The organism is Natrononativus sp. DTA114 (assembly GCF_059736515.1).
Genome location: NZ_JCASSN010000003.1, coordinates 762,566 through 779,204, shown reverse-complemented (window position 1 = coordinate 779,204; position 16,639 = coordinate 762,566). Strand labels below are relative to the sequence as shown.

The window sequence follows — 16,639 nt, the reverse complement described above, 5'->3', positions numbered from 1 at the left end:
AGCTCAGTCGGTTGCCTGTGACTCGTTTGCCTCGTCGGCCTGCTCGGCGTCCGGGAGGTCGTCCTCGGGAGCGGCGCGCTCGCCCTCGTACACCTCGACCTCGAGGTCGTCGTCGAGGATGCGGACGCTCACGAACTGCGTATCGGGGGTGATCGACACCCGTTCGACGAGGTCCTCGCCCTCGTCACCGCCGAATCTGGTGACCCGAAGCTGCTGGTCGATGCCCTCGAGCGGCGGAGCACCGACCTGCTGGCCCGGAGTAACGGCGAACGCCCCGTCGTAGGTCTCGCGGTCGGCATCGGGGTCGTACGCCTCGAGTTGGACGTTGTAGTGGGTGTCGGCCTCGCTCGAAATCTCGACCTGGACCGGTGTACTGAGGCTCCGGCCGCTGAACGGGTTCTGGAAGAGACTGTCAGAATCGTCGTCCCCCAGACAGCCCGCGAGTCCAGCGACTCCCAGCGTGGCGACGGAGCCGAGCAGTGTACGACGGTTCACGGTCGACGGTCGGGGCCGGACGACCGTAGGCGTTATCGTTTTCACTCGAACTTCTCGAAGGGCTGTTGACACCCGTTACAGAAGTGCATCGACCGGCAGAGCGACGGCCCCTTCGGGTGTTCGCGCTCGGTTTCGGTCGAGCCACAGTACGGGCATTCGGCGCCGCTGTCCTCGCCGGAGGTGTCGACGCTGGGATCGATGTTTCGTCGCATGCGTGTTGAATCGTGGTACGTTGGCGTCTTAGACGCTGAGTCCGAACTCCCGCAGGTCGTCTTTCCCCTGTTCGGTGACCATCTCGAGGGACCACTCGGGACTCCAGACGAGATCGACCGCGGCGGCATCGACGCCCTCGGGTGAGGCGGCGGCCTCGCGGATGTCGTCGGTGAGCATCTTCCGGGCCGGACAGCCGGTGTAGGTCAGGGTCATGATCACCGTGGCCTGGGTCTCGTCGCCCTCTCGAGCGAGTTCAACGCCGTAGATCAGCCCGAGGTCGACGACCGAGATCGGCATCTCGGGGTCCTCGACCGCGTACAGGGCGTCCCAGATCTCGGCCTCGAGACCCGTCGCCCCCTCGCCGGTGGCGGGCAGCGCCTCGAGGTCCTCGCCCTCGACGTACTGGGTGTACGCACAGGGCGTTTTCTCGGCGTCGAAGTCGATTTCGACGTCGTGACGGTCGGCGTGGTTACTGCTCATAGTCGTCGGGGTCCTCCATGATACGGTCCGCGCGGTTGCGCCCGAGTTCGCGATAGGTGTGCGTGAAGTCGTCGTAGAGGTCGAACCAGTCGTCGGTGTGGCTGCCGTCGCGCCCGCGCACCTCGGGGAGGTCGTCCTCCGTTACCTCGTGGCTCTCCGACACCGGCGTCTCGAGGCCCAGCGACTCGAGGAACGGGACGACCGTCTCGAGCCACTCCTCGCCCATCTCGTCGAGCGACCGGGTGCGGATACCGAGTTCGTCGATGGTGGTCTCGACGTCAGCGTCGACGGGTTCGAACAGCGTTAGCGCGTGGGGGAACAGCCGGTCGACGGCGTCCTGCACGTGCTCGCGGCCGTCGTCGGTCTGGGTCAGCCGCTCGAGCCAGCTTTTGGCGTGCTCGCGGTGGTAGTCCTCCTCGCCCTGGACCTTGCCGACGCGGTCGGCGAGGCGGGGATAACTCGAGTCCGCGATGGCCTCGAGGCGGAGGTGTTCGGCCTCGTCGTAGAGGTACGAGCGGACGATCGGATCGGCCCAGTCGCCGCCCTCGAAGGGGAGTTCGACCAGCGAGGCGTGGCGGAAGTCGGCGGGGTCGCGCTCCCAGAGCAGTTCCGACTCCTCGTAACCGAAGTCCTCGAGCAGGTCGTACCAGAGCCGGGCGTGGCCCAGTTCGTCCTGGGCGATGTTCGCGAGCGCGAGGTCCGACTCGAGGGTGGGCGAACGAACCTGCCACTCCGTGTAGCGGTCGGCGACGACGAACTCGTCGTCGGCCAGCCGGTAGAGCAGCGTCTCGACGGCCTCTCGCTCCTCGTCTGAGAGGTCGGCGGGACCGGCAAGCGAGTCGACGGCCGCCATCAGTCGTCACCTCGCGCAGGGGCGTCGTCGCGTTCGCGGTCGGCTGACTCCTGTTCGCGCTGGGAGTCGGCGACCTCCTTCGCGAAGCTCTCGTCGACGCGGTTGTACGTCATCGCCCAGCGGTAGGACTTGTCAGTGGTGCCGCCGAAGTTGGTGTCCTCGGCGTCGACTTCCGACACCTCCGGCTGGGGGACGACCCAGAGGCTGTTGGTCGGCTTGCGCCGGCCGTGCTGGATCTCCGCGAACAGTTTCGCCATCTCGGCGTCCGGCGCGTGGACGTTGCCGCAGTGGGTGTGGTAGCCGCCCGGTTTCTCTTGCCTGAAGACTTCCCAGATCATGATCAGTCGGCCGCCTGCGGGGCGTTCGCGCCCATCGCAGTTCGTTCGTTCTCGGCCATGACGTCGCGCACCCACTCGACCGCTTCCTGGGTGTCGTGGCGCTTGCCGATCTGTTCGTGGCTCCCCTCGTAGCTGTTTTTCGCGACGGTGAAGAACTCGTCCCAGTCGAGGTCGTCCTCGCGAACCTTGTAGGTGCCGTCGTCTAACTTCTCGATCCGTGGCTCGTCGGGGATCTTGAGGCCGTACTTCTTCGCCTTCGGGATGTAGGCGGTGAGGAAGGCGTTGCGAAGCTCGTCGTTGGTGTTGAGCTTCAGGCCGACTTCGGCGGCGAAGTCGTGGTGGGTCGACTTGTCGTCGGTGGGACCGAAGAACTGGATGATGCGGGGCCACCACTCGTCGAAGGCCTCCTGGACCATCTCCTGTTCTTTCCTCGAGCCCGTCGCCAGCTCCCGGAGGATGTCCTCGCCGTGTTTGACGTGGAATCCCTCCTCGAAGCAGACCTTGTCCATCGCGTGGGCGTAGGGCTCCCAGCTCGAGCGCTTCAGTGTCGCCTGCCGGCGCATCGCCGCGCCGTCGACGAAGAAGCCGATCATCGGCGTCTCCGTCCACTTTTTCATGGGATAGTGGAAGCAGTTGAGGAACTTGCCCTCACCGTTTGCAAGCTCGTCTAACATCTCGTCACGCGTCTTGATTCCGAGCGACTCCGCCGCGCGGTAGAGCAGCTGTCCGTGGCCGATCTCGTCTTGCACCTTCGCCGAGAACGCGAGCTTGCGGTCGAGCGACGGCGCCTGGCGGATAAAGGGGCGCTCTAAGTACGCGCCCATGATCTCGCTGTTCGCGTGGAACTGGATCATTCGCGTCGCCGCCTTGCGGTACTCCTCGGGCATGTCGTCCTTCGGACTGAACGCCCGCGGCTCCGCCCGCTGTTTGACTGTCTCGAGGTCCATGATCGTTTATTGGGGTTCGACCTGTGTACCTGTTGGCCCGTCCATGGACTGCATTTATATGCTATTGGTCGGTACTCATCCCATGATCGAGGAGTGTCTCGTCGTCGAGTTCGCCGTCACCGGCGACGACTGCCCCCTGGCGGCCGCGACGCGCCAGACGGCCTCGACGGTCGACGCACAGCCGCCACAGCGCCGTAGCGACGGTAACGCCCTCCTGCGGTTCAGCGCGCCCGCCGGGACCGATCTGACGGCCGCGCTCGACGCGGACGACCGCATTCGGTATCTCCATGCATCGCGCACGGACGGGCGGACGAACTACCGCTGTCTCTCACGTCACCCCTGTGTCGTCCACGAACTCGTCGACGCCGGATTTCTCGTCGACGCGATCCAGTATCGGCAGGGCGAGGAGCGCTATACGGGTGCCGTCGTCGGTTACGACGTCCTCGAGGGGGTGCTCGAGGCCGCGGGGGAAACCGTGGGCGTCACCCTCGAGCGAGTGTACCCGCTCGGTGGCGAAGACGAGGAGGCGGTCGCTCAGCGCTGGGACATCACTCCCGCACAGGAAGCCGCGACCCGCACCGCCTACGAGCTGGGTTACTTTTCGGTGCCGAAAGAAGCGACCGCTACGGAAGTGGCGGACGAACTCGGTGTCAGCAAGTCGGCGTTTCTCGAGCGGCTGCGCCGGGGACAGGCGGCCGTCTTTCGCCAGATTTTCGACTGAGATCAGGGTTCCGGCGTCGGCGGCGTTTCGACGTCGTGGAGCAGTGACTCTCCGGTCTGGCGATCGAACAGGCGGAGCTTCGACTCCTCGAAGCTGATCTCGATTCGCTCGTCCATCGAGGGTTCGACATCGGCGGCGACGCGGGCGATGAAGTCGTCGTCGACGTCCAGATAGAGGTAGTTGTCGCTCCCGATCGGTTCGACGACCTCGACGGTCGCTCCGATGCCGTCCTCGGACGGTCCAGCGGGGTAGACGTCCTCGGGCCGGATGCCGAGGGTGATCTCGTGTCCATCCTCGACTGTGAGATCGCTGCTGTACTCCGGGCTCAGCGGATACCGGAACCGGTCGTCCTCGCCGGTGAGCACCAGATCGTTCCCGGAGGCGCGGGCCGTGACGTCGACGAAATTCATGCTGGGCGAGCCGATGAAGCCGCCGACGAACCGGTTGGTCGGTCGGTCGTAGACGTCCTTCGGCGCACCCGTCTGCTGGAGTTCGCCGTCCTCTAAGATCACGATCGTATCGCCCATCGTCATCGCCTCCTCCTGATCGTGGGTGACGTAGACGGAGGTGATCCCGAGTTCGTCCTGCAGTCGCTGGATCTCCGCGCGCATCGTCGTCCGAAGCTTCGCGTCGAGGTTGCTCAGCGGCTCGTCGAACAGGAACAGTTTGGGCTCGCGGACGATCGCCCGTCCCAGCGCGACCCGCTGTTGCTGGCCCCCGGAGAGTTCGTCGGGTTTCTTTTCGAGAAGGTCCTCGATGTCCATCATCTCGGCGGCCCACTGAACCTTCTCCGTCCGTTCGGCCTTCGAGAGATCGGTGCTCATCCGGAGGCCGAAGGCCATGTTCTGGTACACCGTCTTGTGTGGGTACAGCGCGTAGTTCTGGAACACCATCGCGATGTCCCGGTCCCGTGCGCTCTGGGCGGTGACGTCCTCGTCGCCGAGATAGATCGAGCCTGACGTCGGCGACTCGAGGCCCGCGATCATCCGCAGCGTTGTCGTCTTGCCACAGCCCGACGGGCCGACGACTGTGACGAAATCCCCGTCCGGAATGTCGAGCGTGAGATCGTCGACGGCCACGATGGTCCCCCTGTCGAACTCCTTTCGGAGGTTCTCGACTTGCAGACGTGCCATTTGTTCTGTGTGGGGTGATTATCCATATAACTCTTTTCCTGATCTGCGAACGTGTGATGCATTATTTCGTATAATTTCCATGGCCGGAACGCTAGCGGGAGGGACGTGCTGCTCGAGTGAGCCGAAAGCCCTCGCCCACCGCTACTGCGGGGCGGGTGACAGACACCCACATCCGAAGAACTAAATATCTGAAGTCATAATTCATCACCTATTCATGCCTATGGATCGGCGAACGCTGGTGAAGGTCATGGCGGGTGCGACGGCGACGGGAGCACTCGCAGGCTGTGTAAGCACGGAAGACCCGGGGGAGGGTGACGACAGCGACGACGGGAACGGAAACGGGGGCGACGACACCGGTTCCGACTACGAGGAAGACGAGGACTGGCCGACGGTCGAACCGGACGACGACGTCACCGGGGAGGCCGAACTCTGGTACGAGCTGTCGGAGGGTGAGCAGGCCGCACTCGAGGGTCATATCGAGGACTTCAACGACCAGTACGAGGCCACGATCGCCGGCAACGAGCAGGGTGACATCCAGGATCAGACGACGGCATCGATTCCGGCCGGCGACGGCGCTGAGATGTTCATGTGGGCTCACGACTGGATCGGCGACTACCACCAGAACGGGTTCCTGAGCGACCAGAGCGACAGGCTCTCGATCGACCCCGACGAGTACTTCGGCGACAACGCCGACTCCGCTCGATTCGACGGCGAAACGCTCGGTCTGCCGTTCGCCGCCGAAACGGTCGGGTTGATCTACAACAAAGAGTACGTCGACGAGGCGCCCGAAACGTTCGAGGAAGTACTCGAGATCGCCGAAGAGCACCACAATCCGGAAGAGAGCACGTACGGCTTTTCGTGGCCGATGGACGCCTACCACATCAGCGGGATGCCGTACGGGTTCGGCGGCTACTACTACGATGACGAGTCGGGCGAACTCGGCCTGACCGAGGACGGGACGATCGCCGGCCTCGAGTACATCCAGGACAACGTCTGGGAGTACATGGCACAGGACCCCGACGGCGAGGTCCAGCAGTCGGTGTTCCTCGAAGGGAACTCCCCGTTCATCATCAGCGGCCCGTGGCTGCTCGGCGACCTGGACGAGGACAACTTCGAGTGGGGCGTCGCGCCGTGGCCGGAGGCCGACGGCAACGAGCCGAGCCCGTTCACGGGGGTGCAACTCTTTTACTTCACCTCCGAGATGGACGAGGACGACGAGCGCGCCGACGCCGCCGTCGCCTTCGCAGAGTGGTATACGACGAACACCGCGATCATCTCACAGAACGCCGAAGAGCACGGCTTCATCCCGGTGCACGCCGCCTTCGCCGACGACGGCGAGGAAGAAGGCGAGCTCACGGAGGACCTCCAGGGATTCTCGGCCGCCGTCGATCAGGGCCAGCCGATGGCGACCGACCCCGACTTCGGCGACGTCTGGGAGCCGCTCGAGGAGGAGTGGTGGGCAGCGCTCGAGGGGGGCCAGTCGGTCGAGGAGGCGATGGAAACCGCCGAAAGCCGTATCCGCGACGCCTGGGACTAGGGAGCTGATCTATGAGTCTTTCGTCAGTCGGTGACCGTTCGCGCGAGCAGTACCGAGCGATCGTTCCGGAGCACGTTCGGGAGCGTATCAGCGAGAACAGCGCAGCCCTTCTCGTGTTGCCGGGTCTGTTTCTGTTCTCGCTGTTCATGTTTTTCCCCCTGCTGTACACGATTTACCTCTCGTTTACCGACGCGGAGCCGGCAACCGTGTTCCAGGACGGTCCCGGCGGCATCACCGGTTTTTTCGGTCTCCGGGGGGAGGAGGCGTTCGTCGGCCTCGAGAACTACGTCGCCGTCCTCACTGACGTCACCTTCTGGAACTCGCTGGGAACGACCTGGCTGTTCGTCGCCTGCAGCGTCGCGCTGAAGGTCGCCTTCGGCGTCTTCGTGGCGATGATACTGACGAGCGATCGGGTGCGCGGAAGACGATACCTCCGCTCGATCGCGATCATCCCGTGGGCGCTGCCGCCGATTTTCACCATCACGATCTGGAGCGGCGTCTTCAGTTCCGCTCGGTTCGGCCTCGCCAACCAGGCGATGCTCGCACTGGGCTTCGAACCCGTGATCTGGCTTCGCTCGAGCCGGTGGCTCGCGTTCGGCACCTACCTGTTGACCGAGATGTGGCTCGCTTACCCGTTCATGGTCATCATCACCGTGAGCGCGTTGCAGGCGGTGCCGGACGAACTGATGGACGCGGCGAAAGTCGACGGCGCGGGCTACTTTCACCGATTCTGGAACGTGACGGTGCCCGCGATCAAACGCCCCGTGATGTTCGCCGCAATTCTGACTGCCGCGGCCTCGTTCACCCAGTTTCTCATCCCGTTCGTGTTCAACGAGGGCGGTCCCGGCCGCTCGAACGAACTCATCGTCCTCTATGGCTACTACGAAGCGTTCAGTCACAACGACTACGGCGCGGGGGCAGCGATCATGATCACCGCCATCGTCTTCATCGGGCTGTTCATGCTGTTTGCGGTCTGGAAGGGGCGTCTCGCTGAGGGGGTGAACGAGTAATGCAGATACTCAGAAACATCGCCCGGAAAGCCCGAAACGATGTCAAAGCGGCCCTCGAGAAACCGGCTGAGCTTCGGGCGGACGTCGCGTACACGCTCGAGGGGATCAGAGAGGGGACCGTCGATCCGATGGACGTCGCGAAGACGGTGTTCTCGACGCTGGCGGCGATCGTATTCGTGTTCGTCCTCCTGCTACCGGTCTACTGGATCCTCATCATCGCCCTGCAGGGCGAGGGAGCCACGCTGTACTCGACGGACAGCGCCGGACTGATCCCGACGGAGATCGACCCCGCCGCCTTCGTCTGGGTTATCGGTGACATCGCGATCCCCGGTGCGATCGTGGGGATTTCGATCCCGTTTACCGACATCGAGTTCTACGTCTCCTGGCCGCGGATCGTCTTTCTCGACGCCAGCAACTACGTCGAGACGACCTCGGACTTCCCGCGGTACTTCTGGAACAGCCTGGTGATCGGCGTAACCACCGTGATCATCGCGATGGCGCTCGTCGTCCCGGCGTCGTACGCGCTCTCTCGGCGGCAGTTCGTCGGCCGGATGAAGCTGCTGTACGGCTACGTGCTGTTCACGCAGGTCGGCGCCGGCCTCGGTATCGCCACCGTCATCGCGCTGTACGCGATCTTCTCGAACTTCGGCGTGACGAACAACCGGCTGGTGCTGTCAGTGTACTACGCGGCGATGGCCGTCCCGTTCAACACCTGGCTGCTCAAGACCTACATGGATTCGATTCCCGTCTCCTACGAGGAGGCGGCGATCATGGACGGGGCCTCCCCGTTCCGTGTCGCCTGGGAAGTCGTCCTGCCGCTCGCGAAGCCGGGGCTGGCGACCATCTTCATCTTCATCTTCCTCGTCGGCTGGATGGAGTTCGTTATCGCCCAGCTCGTGCTGAGACCCGAGAACTACACCCTGCCGATCGGGCTGTTCATGCTGATCGACACCTACTCCGTCCCGTGGGGGTACTTCTCGGCGTTCGCGCTCGTTTACGCCTCCCCCATCGTCTTCGTCTACATGTTCGTCCAGCGGTACATCGAAGAGGGGATGTCCTTCGGCGGCGCGAAAGGATAACTCATCCTCGCCTTCCTCTCGAGTCCACAGCCACGTAGCGATTGCAAGGCCAACGGCTACGCCGGGGTTCGGTATAGAACGCCCACGATGACCCAGATCGGTTACACGCTCTCGAGCGAGGAGCACACCCCCACGGAACTCGTCGAAAACGCCCGGCGCGCCGAGGAGATCGGCTTCGACTTCGTCTCGATCTCGGACCACTTCCACCCCTGGGTGTCCGCCCAGGGCGAATCCGGATTCGTCTGGAGCACCCTCGGCGGGATCGCGACCGCGACCGACGAGATCGAGGTCGGCGTCGGCGTCACCTGCCCGACCTACCGAATCCACCCGGCGAACGTCGCCCACGCCGTCGCGACGGTGGCCTCGATGTTCGACGGACGGTTCACCTTCGGCGTCGGCACCGGCGAGAACCTGAACGAACACGTCACCGGCGAGGGGTGGCCCGAACACGACGTCCGCCTCGAGAAACTCGAGGAGGCGATGGACGTCATGGACAAACTCTGGGAGGGCGGTAACGTCAACCACCGCGGCGAGCACTACACCGTCCAGAACGCGAAACTGTTCACCCTCCCCGAAGAGCGGCCGTCGGTGATCGCCTCGGCGTTCGGTCCCAAAACGGCCCGGTGGGCGGCCGAACACGGCGATGGCCTCTGGTCGACGGGGACCGACGAGGAGGTCGCGAGCGAGTACGAAGACGCAGGCGGCGAGGGGCCACGGTACACCCAGCTCGACGTCTGCTACGCCGAGACCGAGGAGGAGGCGGTCGACACCGTCCACGAGTACTGGCCCAACGGCTCGATGCCTGGCGAGTTATCCCAGCAACTCGAGAGCCCCGCCCACTTCGAACAGGCCGCCCAGCTGGTCGAACGCGAGGATATCGAAGAGGGGAGCACGATCACCACGCCCGACCCCGACGAATACGTCGACAGCTACGAGGAGGCCGTCGACGCGGGTTACGACCACGTCTACTTCCACCAGATCGGCCCCGACCAGGAGGCGTTCCTCGAGTTCTTCGAGGAGGAGTTACAGCCGCGACTCGAGTAGCGACTCCGAAGTAGTTGGACGATTCGGGGGGTAACTCCGATGACCCGTCCTCGAGGACGTTCGTCACGCTCCCGGTGTCGGCACCACCTTCGCCGCATCCCAATCCGTTTTCACCGCCGCCGGTGAAGCCGCTCGTATGGAGTATACCACTCTCGGAAACACCGGGACGAAAGTCTCGAAGCTGTGCTACGGCACCTGGCGCTTCGCCAAGCAGTCCGGCGGCACCGTCGAAACCGACCGCGAGGAGGCCCACGAACTGCTCGACGCCTGCCACGAGCACGGGATCAACTTCATCGACACCGCGAACGTCTACGGCGACCCCGATGGCACCGCTGAGGAGTACATCGGCGACTGGCTGGAGAATCACGACCGCGAGGAGTTCGTCATCGCCTCGAAAGTGTACTTCCCCTTCGACGGCTGGGGCGAGCCGGGACCGAACGACTCCGGCCTCGGTCGCAAGCACATCCGCGCACAGATCGAGGGCACCTTAGAGCGGCTGGGTACCGACTACATCGATCTCTACTACATCCACCGCTGGGACGACGAGACGCCCATCCGGGAGACGATGCAAGTGCTGACGGAACTCGTCCGCGAGGGCAAGGTCCACTACCTCGGAGCGTCCTCGATGGCTGCCTGGAAACTGACGAAGGCACTGTGGACCAGCGATACCGAAGGTATCGAGCGCTTCGACGTTACCCAGCCGATGGTCAACGCTGCCCACTACGACGCGGTCGGCGACTACCTCGACGTCTGCGCCGACCAGGATCTCGCAGTCTGTCCGTACTCCCCGCTCGCCGGCGGCTTCCTCACCGGCAAGTACGAGCGCACCGACGACGGCGGCGTCGAAGCGCCCGACGACTCGCGGGGCAGCCTCCAGGACGCCTTCGGCGACCGCTACGCGACTGAGCAGGCGTGGGACGTCCTCGAGTCGATCGAGGAAGTGAGCGAGGAAGTCGACGCCTCCCCTGCCCAGGTATCGCTGCGCTGGCTGATGGACCAGGACCGCTTCTCGTGTATCCCCATTGTCGGGGCTCGATCGCCCGCGCAACTCGAGGAGAACGTCGTCGCCGTCGACCTCGAGTTAAGCGACGAGCAGTTCGAGCGGATCGACGCGGCGCGAAACGGGAGCTAACAGCGGCCGATCGCTCCGGAACCAGATGCAAACGGTGTGGTAGTTGAACAATCACCATCCGCTTATCGACTCCGCGAGTTATCTCAAACACGATGGGGTTAGTAACGTCGTGCTGAATACAGGGCGCGAATATGGCACTTGGTAGGGCGCGGTCTGAGCGAAGAGTCAAATGCTCGGTACAGGTAAACGACTTACCATACAAAAGTGAAGTGTCGTCATCGACGCACATACATTGAGGCGAGGATCACCAGCATCCCAGCGACTCTGAACAACTGCTGGATGATGCTCACCGCAACTCCGCCTTCGATCGTCTCGTCGAAGAACATGACCGCCAACAGTTCAACAGGGATCGGCCCTAAGAGAAGCAGACACAGTCCGACCGCGAGCAAGAACATTCCGCGATCATTGTTCTGACGGTAACCTCGAATCGCCTTCCCAACGATCACCAGCGCCAACAGCAATCCAATTAGAGACAGTGCTGGGAGAACGGTTCGCCACCAGACAGGGTTACTGAAGTCGATCATTCCATTTCACTCCAGAGATCGGTCAGCTGGTCCGCTGCGGCGTCACGATCAGTCAATTCTGTTGCGACGGTAAATCCGGCGGGGGTCACCTCGACGTCGAACCGTTCTATCTGGGCATGGTAGGTTGCGTAGTGATTACCGTTTTCGTCGATCTCGGTTCGTTCGTCGAGGAAGCCTGCCTCGATCAATCGGTCGAGACGGTCGTACACGGTTGAAGGGGCGGCATCGAGGGTTTCGGCGAGCATGGGTGCTGATTTTCTGTCTTCCGTAGTCGCGGTGAGAATCGCCCGCACGTACTCGTCGGCGAGCAGCTTGAACACCTCGTGGGGCAGCGGTTCCTCACTCACAGTCACTGATTTGTTTTGGCACGACTATATAACCTGATGAGGAGTTCGTGACTCACGAAATACCCAAAACTCTCCGGGACTTCCTATCTCCTGTAGAAGTGGAGTGGATCAGTTCGCACGTGCAGTGAGCAGCTGGTTTACCTATTTCGGCGTGAAACAGACGGAGCCGTCGTGTTACACTAATCCTCTCTATTCAGCAGGCAGATTCTGACAGAGAGATTGGGGTCACTACCCGTCGTGCTCCGTCCTTCGCGCGATCTGAGCATTGTTATCAGCCTGTTTACCCCGAACGTTCCTCCCGGAACGCTTACTCGTACGTCTCCGCCATCGTCTCCTCGAGTACCCCCGCCGGATCGAGCACGATGTAGACGAGTACGAACGGCTCCTGTGGATCGAGCACCCACACCGAAAACGGGGGGTCGGCCGTCTCGGAGTCGGCCGCACGGGCGAGCAACGGCTCGAGGGGTTTCCCGCCGTCACGAAACTCCGCGAAGAGGTCCCGCTGGCCCGCCTGGTCGGCGAAGGTGTAGACGACCCCGTTGGGCTCGCTGTCGGTGCTGTAGGTGACGCGGGCGTTCATCGCCTCGCCCGCCCGTCTGGCCTCCTCGAAACAGCCCTGGGCCGCCTGGAACACCGGTTCGTCGGTGCGCAGAAAGCGGAATCGGGTCGATTCGAGCAGTTCGTACTCGGCGGTCACCGGCTCGCCGTCGTCCCACTCGAGGGTCGCCTCGATCCGGTTCCCCGCCTCGAGGTCGGGCGCCAGCGTCGCCGGCACGTAGGTTGGATCCGCGGAGTCGACGTCGAGAAGGAGCAGTTCGTCGTCCCGCCGTCCCGGATAGACCCGAAAGGTTCCCGCCGTGCTGGGATTCATGTCCGTCGGTTGGTCCCCGTCCCTGATAACGCCCGCGACAGCGTCGCGTTCCGGCCGCCGCTCAGGCCCGCAGTTGGCGCAGTTTCGCCCGGCCGGGCGCGATCAGTTCGTCGAGGTAGCTCGCGAGCGTGCCCTTCGCGTCGGCGGGATGGAGTTCGCCGGACTCGAGGTCCGCCGCGAGGTCCTCGTAGGCCTCGTAGGTGAGATCGCCGCCGTACTTCTCGGGGCGTGCGACGGTAACGGCCTCGAAGCGAGGGAAGACGTGGTACTCGAACAGTTCGAGGACCGGGTTCTCGAGGTCGCCCTCGGGATCGCGGGTCGGCGGACAGAACGCCGAGTTGACCTTCTCCTCGAGCTCCTCGGTGGAATCCTCCATCGAGATGGTGACGCCCTGACTCGAGGACATCTTCCCCTCGCCGCTCGTGAGGTCGGCGACGATCGGGGTGTGGAGACACGGCCGGACCTCGTATCCCACGCTGGGTAGCTCCTCGCGGGCGAGCATGTGGACCTTGCGCTGGTCCATCCCGCCGACGGCCAGATCGAGGTCGAGGTACTCGATGTCCAGCGCCTGCATCAACGGGTAGACGACGTGGCTCACCTTCGCGGTGTCCCCACCCTGGATCTCGGCCATCGCGCGCTGGGCGCGCTTCAGGGTGGTCTCGAGTTCCAGTGCGTGCAGATCGAGGACGTACTCCTCGTCGAGCTGGTAGGTAGAACCGTAGACGAACTCCGTCTTCTCTTCCTCGAGACCGTAGGCGAGGAACTGGGCGCGCATTTGCTCTGCGGTCTCGCGGATCTCCTCGAAGGTGCCCTTCCCGTTGAGGTAGGCGTGGACGTCGGCCAGCAGGACGACGACCTCCATCCCCGCCTCTTGAAGATCGATGAGTTTGTTCGCAGTCAGCAGGTGCCCGAGATGAAGCACCCCGGAGGGCTCGTAGCCGACGTAGGCGCGTTTCCCGTCGGGATCTGTGGCGAGTTCGCGCACTTCCTCGTCGGTCACCACCTCGTCGGCGTTTCGCGTGATCAGCTCGTAGACGTCCATACGAAGAGGGTACCGGAGGAGGGATTTATCACTTTGTGAACGGCGTTGTGTACCCTCATGCTGCAGAGGATCTAATCGGTCGACACGCGAGCTACCAGGGCTTGAGCACCGACTCGACCTGATCGCGGGCCGTCCCCGCGAGGTAGCCGGTCGCTGCGCCGACGCCGGCGCCCACCGCACCGGTCGCGGGGCCGCCCAGGCCGCCGACCTTACCGCCGACTTTCGCACCGCGGGCCGCCCCGCGGGAGGCGTGTTTCGATCGCAGACAGGGAGGTTCGAGTCGTACCATTGGGCGAACTATCGAACGCGGTCGGCATAATAGTTGACCTCGAGACAGGTCCTCACGTTCAGCCCAGTCCAGCAGGAAGATCGCCGAAGCCACCGCCGTCGTACCGGTGTGCCCGCCAGCCGGCGGCATTTGCGCCGTCGATATCGGCATCGCTGTCCCCGACCATCGCGTACGCCTCGGCCGGAAGCCGGCGCTCGAGCAGGTCGAACGGCTCGGGATCCGGTTTGTGCGCACCGGCGTCGTACGAGGCGACGAACGCATCGATATGCTTCTCGAGCCCCACCGCCTCGAGTTTGGCCCACTGCCACGACGGCATGCCGTTCGTGAGCACACCGATCCGGTGCGTTTTCGCGAGTCGCTCGAGGTCGGCCTCCGCGTTCGGGGGCGAGCGGGAGGCCTCGATTTCCGCCCGGTGGAGGGCGTCGGCGAGAGCCTCCGGATCCGAATCGGGGAGGGTGTCGGCGAACGCGTTCCGGATCGGATTCGGCTCGCAGGAACCGAAGTGCGTCCGGAACGACTCGCTGTAGGCCCGGAGCTGCTCGTCGCTCGGTTCGTCGGCAACCGTCGAGATCGCGTCGGTCAGAAGCGCCTCGTACGGCCGGTCGAACTGGACGAGCGTGCCGTCGAGGTCGAACACGATTGCGCGCATATCGCAATCGACGGCGCTCGAGACCGATAGCCGTTGTGGCGGTCTGTGAGTGCGTCTCGAGGAGGCGGGCCGATCAGTCGGCGCCGGTCGGACTCGAGGCGCCCGTTTCCGCGCTCTGTGAGCGCCAGAAGCCCTGGACGTAGGCGCCGACGAACATGCCGGCGATCCCCCAGAGGATCGCGTAGTTGCCGATGCCGAGGCTGGCGTAGGCCGCACCGGGGCAGATCCCCGAGAGCCCCCAGCCGACGCCGAAGATGCCGCCGCCGAGGACGACGTTTTTGTCGAGGGTCTTGAGCCGCCGGCCGTAGACTGCCCCGGTCATCGGCGCCCGGCCCAGGAATCGGGGTGCGGTGAAGAAGACGACCCCCGTGACCGCGGCGGCGCCGAACATCACGAACAGGAGTCCGAAGTCCTCGAACTGGAGGAACGAAAGGACGACCTCCGGTTTCGCCATCTCGCTCAGTGCGAGGCCGAACCCGAAGATCAGCCCGCCGGCGAAGACGAGCGGGAGAAACAGCGGATGCTGGTCGTGGTCGGCGCTCATGGCGCCACCCCCGCGGCGCCGACGAGGTGGGCCGTGACGATTGCGATCAGCAGAAAACTGATGACGCCGACGAACGACGCGCTCGAGATCGAGCCGACGCCGCAGACCCCGTGGCCAGAGGTACAGCCCTTCCCGACGCGGGTCCCGATCCCGATGAGGACGCCGCCGAGGAGCAGCCGCCACCACTGGACCTCCGTGGTCCAGACGCCCTCGCCGAGCGCGAGGGCGTAGACGGCGGCGCCCGCCACGATCCCCAACGTGAAGACGACCCGCCAGTCCCTCGAGGGGACGTACCGCTGGAATCGCGGGAGCTTCGAGCCGTAGGAGAGCGTCGACTCGAGGAACGTACTCGCCCCGGCGGGGATGCCCGTGCCGAGGTAGATCACGGCGACGCCGAGGCCGACCAGTAGCCCCCCCAGCGCGTAGTGTGTGATCCCGTTGGGGAACGGCTCTGCGAGGAGTGCAACGACGAGTTCCGGTGGAATCATTGCTCCGGTAAAAGCAGTCGCCGCGTATCAATCCTGCGACGCGGTGAAATGTGCCCGTATCTCGGAGCACCCGTCGTAACCGGCTAAACCCTACTCAGTCCGCGATCGTCCCCGAGGTGAGCACCTCGAGTTTCTCCGCAGTGTAGCCGAAGACATCGCTGTAGCCGTACGGCGACATCAGGATGGGATAGAACGACTCGTCGGCCACCTGTGACTCGCCGTCGGCGGCGGCGAACGCCTCGCCGGCCTCGACGCGCTGGAAGTTCTCGACGAACACCTCGTAGCTCTCGGCCCGCTGCTTCCGGATGCTGTCGGTGAGTCGAAACACCGGGAGATCTCGAGCGACGGTATCGCCGGGGAGCGCCCCGACGGCGGTGAGAAACGCCCGCGTCAGTCGGTCCGCGTTCTCCGCCGCGGTGTCGGTTCCCTGGAGACCACACTCGACCTCGATCGTCTCGATCTGGGTGAACAGTCGCCCCTCCGCGAAGGGGCCGGTTTCGACGACCGCGTTGACGGGAAGCTGGGGACACAGCTCCTTTGCAGTCTCGGTCACGCCGTTGACGATGGCGAACGGCTCCGCGTGGCTCTGCGTGGAGTGCATCGAGAAAGAGAGGCAGTCCCCGAGCTCAGCCGCGAGTTCGTAGGCCAGGCGGCCCTCGTGCGTGTCGGCGTCGGGCGATCCGGGAAACGCCCGATTCAGATCTTCGTCGAGGAATCGGACCTGCCGCTCGAGCGCCTCCTCGTTCGCGATGACGAGTTTGACGGGGCGCTCGACCGTCGGACGCTCCTCGAGCAGTCGCTCGACGGCGCGAACCCCGCAGGGTTCGTCGCCGTGGACGCCGGCGACGACCGCGATTTCGGGCGTCCCCGACCCTAGCTGGGCAACTTTCATTGCTCGTTATA

22 protein-coding genes are annotated in these 16,639 nt (G+C 64.2%); 6 read left to right on the top strand and 16 right to left on the bottom strand.

Going from position 1 to position 16,639, the window contains the following annotated elements:
* Positions 1–3: 3 nt before the first annotated feature.
* Genes AC6I6S_RS14160 through paaA form a run of 6 tightly spaced genes read right to left on the bottom strand, consistent with a single transcriptional unit; the run spans position 4 to position 3,326 of the window.
* On the bottom strand, positions 4–495 hold the full coding sequence (locus AC6I6S_RS14160; protein WP_497950994.1) for a hypothetical protein: 492 nt from the start codon (positions 493–495) through the stop codon (positions 4–6).
* Positions 496–536: 41 nt separating this feature from the next.
* The gene (paaE, locus tag AC6I6S_RS14155; RefSeq protein ID WP_497950993.1) at positions 537–707 is read right to left on the bottom strand and encodes a 1,2-phenylacetyl-CoA epoxidase subunit PaaE; all 171 of its coding nucleotides are present in this window, start codon (positions 705–707) and stop codon (positions 537–539) included.
* A 28-nt stretch (positions 708–735) separates the two neighbouring features.
* Complete coding sequence (gene paaD / locus AC6I6S_RS14150; protein ID WP_497950991.1) at positions 736–1,188, bottom strand: 1,2-phenylacetyl-CoA epoxidase subunit PaaD; 453 nt, start codon at positions 1,186–1,188, stop codon at positions 736–738.
* Positions 1,178–2,041 (bottom strand): 1,2-phenylacetyl-CoA epoxidase subunit PaaC, encoded by an 864-nt coding sequence (gene paaC / locus AC6I6S_RS14145; protein WP_497950990.1) that lies wholly within the window; start codon positions 2,039–2,041, stop codon positions 1,178–1,180. Before paaC ends, paaD begins: the two co-directional genes overlap by 11 nt.
* Positions 2,041–2,379, bottom strand: coding sequence for a 1,2-phenylacetyl-CoA epoxidase subunit PaaB (paaB, locus tag AC6I6S_RS14140; RefSeq protein ID WP_497950989.1), 339 nt, complete (start codon positions 2,377–2,379; stop codon positions 2,041–2,043). The genes paaC and paaB overlap by 1 nt, the downstream gene beginning before the upstream one ends.
* A gap of 2 nt (positions 2,380–2,381) precedes the next feature.
* Positions 2,382–3,326 carry a 1,2-phenylacetyl-CoA epoxidase subunit PaaA gene (gene paaA, locus AC6I6S_RS14135; protein WP_497950988.1) on the bottom strand — a complete coding sequence of 315 codons (945 nt, stop codon included), beginning with the start codon at positions 3,324–3,326 and terminating at the stop codon, positions 2,382–2,384.
* 82 nt (positions 3,327–3,408) lie between these two features.
* Between paaA and AC6I6S_RS14130 the strand changes: the two genes are divergently transcribed.
* Complete coding sequence (locus AC6I6S_RS14130; RefSeq protein ID WP_497950986.1) at positions 3,409–4,047, top strand: helix-turn-helix domain-containing protein; 639 nt, start codon at positions 3,409–3,411, stop codon at positions 4,045–4,047.
* A gap of 2 nt (positions 4,048–4,049) precedes the next feature.
* On the opposite strand, the gene AC6I6S_RS14125 is transcribed toward AC6I6S_RS14130, so the two are convergent.
* On the bottom strand, positions 4,050–5,180 hold the full coding sequence (locus tag AC6I6S_RS14125) for an ABC transporter ATP-binding protein (RefSeq protein ID WP_497950984.1): 1,131 nt from the start codon (positions 5,178–5,180) through the stop codon (positions 4,050–4,052).
* A gap of 214 nt (positions 5,181–5,394) precedes the next feature.
* Between AC6I6S_RS14125 and AC6I6S_RS14120 the strand changes: the two genes are divergently transcribed.
* From AC6I6S_RS14120 to AC6I6S_RS14100, 5 genes are all read left to right on the top strand, one after another.
* Positions 5,395–6,717, top strand: a complete 1,323-nt coding sequence (locus AC6I6S_RS14120; RefSeq protein ID WP_497950982.1) for an extracellular solute-binding protein — start codon at positions 5,395–5,397, stop codon at positions 6,715–6,717.
* A gap of 11 nt (positions 6,718–6,728) precedes the next feature.
* Complete coding sequence (locus tag AC6I6S_RS14115; protein ID WP_497950981.1) at positions 6,729–7,727, top strand: carbohydrate ABC transporter permease; 999 nt, start codon at positions 6,729–6,731, stop codon at positions 7,725–7,727.
* Positions 7,727–8,806, top strand: coding sequence for a sugar ABC transporter permease (locus AC6I6S_RS14110; RefSeq protein WP_497950980.1), 1,080 nt, complete (start codon positions 7,727–7,729; stop codon positions 8,804–8,806). The genes AC6I6S_RS14115 and AC6I6S_RS14110 overlap by 1 nt, the downstream gene beginning before the upstream one ends.
* Positions 8,807–8,893: 87 nt before the next feature.
* Positions 8,894–9,850 (top strand): TIGR03557 family F420-dependent LLM class oxidoreductase, encoded by a 957-nt coding sequence (locus AC6I6S_RS14105; RefSeq protein ID WP_497950978.1) that lies wholly within the window; start codon positions 8,894–8,896, stop codon positions 9,848–9,850.
* Positions 9,851–9,986: 136 nt separating this feature from the next.
* A complete protein-coding gene (locus AC6I6S_RS14100; RefSeq protein ID WP_497950976.1) occupies positions 9,987–10,982 on the top strand; it encodes an aldo/keto reductase in 996 nt (331 codons plus the stop codon).
* A 215-nt stretch (positions 10,983–11,197) separates the two neighbouring features.
* Here AC6I6S_RS14100 and AC6I6S_RS14095 read toward each other — a convergent pair whose 3' ends face one another.
* From AC6I6S_RS14095 to AC6I6S_RS14055, 9 genes are all read right to left on the bottom strand, one after another.
* Positions 11,198–11,506, bottom strand: coding sequence for a DUF7521 family protein (locus tag AC6I6S_RS14095; protein WP_497950974.1), 309 nt, complete (start codon positions 11,504–11,506; stop codon positions 11,198–11,200).
* Positions 11,503–11,853, bottom strand: a complete 351-nt coding sequence (locus AC6I6S_RS14090; RefSeq protein WP_497950972.1) for a helix-turn-helix domain-containing protein — start codon at positions 11,851–11,853, stop codon at positions 11,503–11,505. The genes AC6I6S_RS14095 and AC6I6S_RS14090 overlap by 4 nt, the downstream gene beginning before the upstream one ends.
* A gap of 307 nt (positions 11,854–12,160) precedes the next feature.
* On the bottom strand, positions 12,161–12,724 hold the full coding sequence (locus AC6I6S_RS14085; protein WP_497950970.1) for a DUF6663 family protein: 564 nt from the start codon (positions 12,722–12,724) through the stop codon (positions 12,161–12,163).
* Between the two features lie 61 nt (positions 12,725–12,785).
* On the bottom strand, positions 12,786–13,766 hold the full coding sequence (locus AC6I6S_RS14080) for a tyrosine--tRNA ligase (protein ID WP_497950969.1): 981 nt from the start codon (positions 13,764–13,766) through the stop codon (positions 12,786–12,788).
* A gap of 91 nt (positions 13,767–13,857) precedes the next feature.
* Positions 13,858–14,055: a hypothetical protein gene (locus tag AC6I6S_RS14075; RefSeq protein ID WP_497950967.1), complete on the bottom strand. Its 198-nt coding sequence runs from the start codon at positions 14,053–14,055 to the stop codon at positions 13,858–13,860.
* A 58-nt stretch (positions 14,056–14,113) separates the two neighbouring features.
* Positions 14,114–14,704, bottom strand: coding sequence for an HAD family hydrolase (locus tag AC6I6S_RS14070; RefSeq protein WP_497950966.1), 591 nt, complete (start codon positions 14,702–14,704; stop codon positions 14,114–14,116).
* Positions 14,705–14,777: 73 nt separating this feature from the next.
* The gene (locus AC6I6S_RS14065; protein ID WP_497950965.1) at positions 14,778–15,248 is read right to left on the bottom strand and encodes a DUF6691 family protein; all 471 of its coding nucleotides are present in this window, start codon (positions 15,246–15,248) and stop codon (positions 14,778–14,780) included.
* Positions 15,245–15,736: a YeeE/YedE family protein gene (locus tag AC6I6S_RS14060; RefSeq protein ID WP_497950963.1), complete on the bottom strand. Its 492-nt coding sequence runs from the start codon at positions 15,734–15,736 to the stop codon at positions 15,245–15,247. Before AC6I6S_RS14060 ends, AC6I6S_RS14065 begins: the two co-directional genes overlap by 4 nt.
* 94 nt (positions 15,737–15,830) lie before the next feature.
* The gene (locus tag AC6I6S_RS14055) at positions 15,831–16,628 is read right to left on the bottom strand and encodes a M14 family metallopeptidase (protein WP_497950962.1); all 798 of its coding nucleotides are present in this window, start codon (positions 16,626–16,628) and stop codon (positions 15,831–15,833) included.
* Between the last annotated feature and the right edge of the window lie 11 nt (positions 16,629–16,639).

Excerpts from the sequence above, each read along its gene's own strand:
- paaB (WP_497950989.1), bottom strand. The coding sequence starts at position 2,379 with ATGATCTGGGAAGTCTTCAGGCAAGAGAAACCGGGCGGCTACCACACC.
- paaC (WP_497950990.1), bottom strand. The coding sequence starts at position 2,041 with ATGGCGGCCGTCGACTCGCTTGCCGGTCCCGCCGACCTCTCAGACGAG.
- paaD (WP_497950991.1), bottom strand. The coding sequence starts at position 1,188 with ATGAGCAGTAACCACGCCGACCGTCACGACGTCGAAATCGACTTCGAC.
- AC6I6S_RS14125 (WP_497950984.1), bottom strand. The coding sequence starts at position 5,180 with ATGGCACGTCTGCAAGTCGAGAACCTCCGAAAGGAGTTCGACAGGGGG.
- AC6I6S_RS14130 (WP_497950986.1), top strand. The coding sequence starts at position 3,409 with ATGATCGAGGAGTGTCTCGTCGTCGAGTTCGCCGTCACCGGCGACGAC.
- AC6I6S_RS14110 (WP_497950980.1), top strand. The coding sequence starts at position 7,727 with ATGCAGATACTCAGAAACATCGCCCGGAAAGCCCGAAACGATGTCAAA.
- AC6I6S_RS14080 (WP_497950969.1), bottom strand. The coding sequence starts at position 13,766 with ATGGACGTCTACGAGCTGATCACGCGAAACGCCGACGAGGTGGTGACC.
- AC6I6S_RS14105 (WP_497950978.1), top strand. The coding sequence starts at position 8,894 with ATGACCCAGATCGGTTACACGCTCTCGAGCGAGGAGCACACCCCCACG.
- AC6I6S_RS14120 (WP_497950982.1), top strand. The coding sequence starts at position 5,395 with ATGCCTATGGATCGGCGAACGCTGGTGAAGGTCATGGCGGGTGCGACG.
- AC6I6S_RS14100 (WP_497950976.1), top strand. The coding sequence starts at position 9,987 with ATGGAGTATACCACTCTCGGAAACACCGGGACGAAAGTCTCGAAGCTG.
- AC6I6S_RS14070 (WP_497950966.1), bottom strand. The coding sequence starts at position 14,704 with ATGCGCGCAATCGTGTTCGACCTCGACGGCACGCTCGTCCAGTTCGAC.
- AC6I6S_RS14060 (WP_497950963.1), bottom strand. The coding sequence starts at position 15,736 with ATGATTCCACCGGAACTCGTCGTTGCACTCCTCGCAGAGCCGTTCCCC.
- AC6I6S_RS14095 (WP_497950974.1), bottom strand. The coding sequence starts at position 11,506 with ATGATCGACTTCAGTAACCCTGTCTGGTGGCGAACCGTTCTCCCAGCA.
- AC6I6S_RS14065 (WP_497950965.1), bottom strand. The coding sequence starts at position 15,248 with ATGAGCGCCGACCACGACCAGCATCCGCTGTTTCTCCCGCTCGTCTTC.
- AC6I6S_RS14085 (WP_497950970.1), bottom strand. The coding sequence starts at position 12,724 with ATGAATCCCAGCACGGCGGGAACCTTTCGGGTCTATCCGGGACGGCGG.
- AC6I6S_RS14055 (WP_497950962.1), bottom strand. The coding sequence starts at position 16,628 with ATGAAAGTTGCCCAGCTAGGGTCGGGGACGCCCGAAATCGCGGTCGTC.
- paaA (WP_497950988.1), bottom strand. The coding sequence starts at position 3,326 with ATGGACCTCGAGACAGTCAAACAGCGGGCGGAGCCGCGGGCGTTCAGT.
- paaE (WP_497950993.1), bottom strand. The coding sequence starts at position 707 with ATGCGACGAAACATCGATCCCAGCGTCGACACCTCCGGCGAGGACAGC.
- AC6I6S_RS14115 (WP_497950981.1), top strand. The coding sequence starts at position 6,729 with ATGAGTCTTTCGTCAGTCGGTGACCGTTCGCGCGAGCAGTACCGAGCG.
- AC6I6S_RS14075 (WP_497950967.1), bottom strand. The coding sequence starts at position 14,055 with ATGGTACGACTCGAACCTCCCTGTCTGCGATCGAAACACGCCTCCCGC.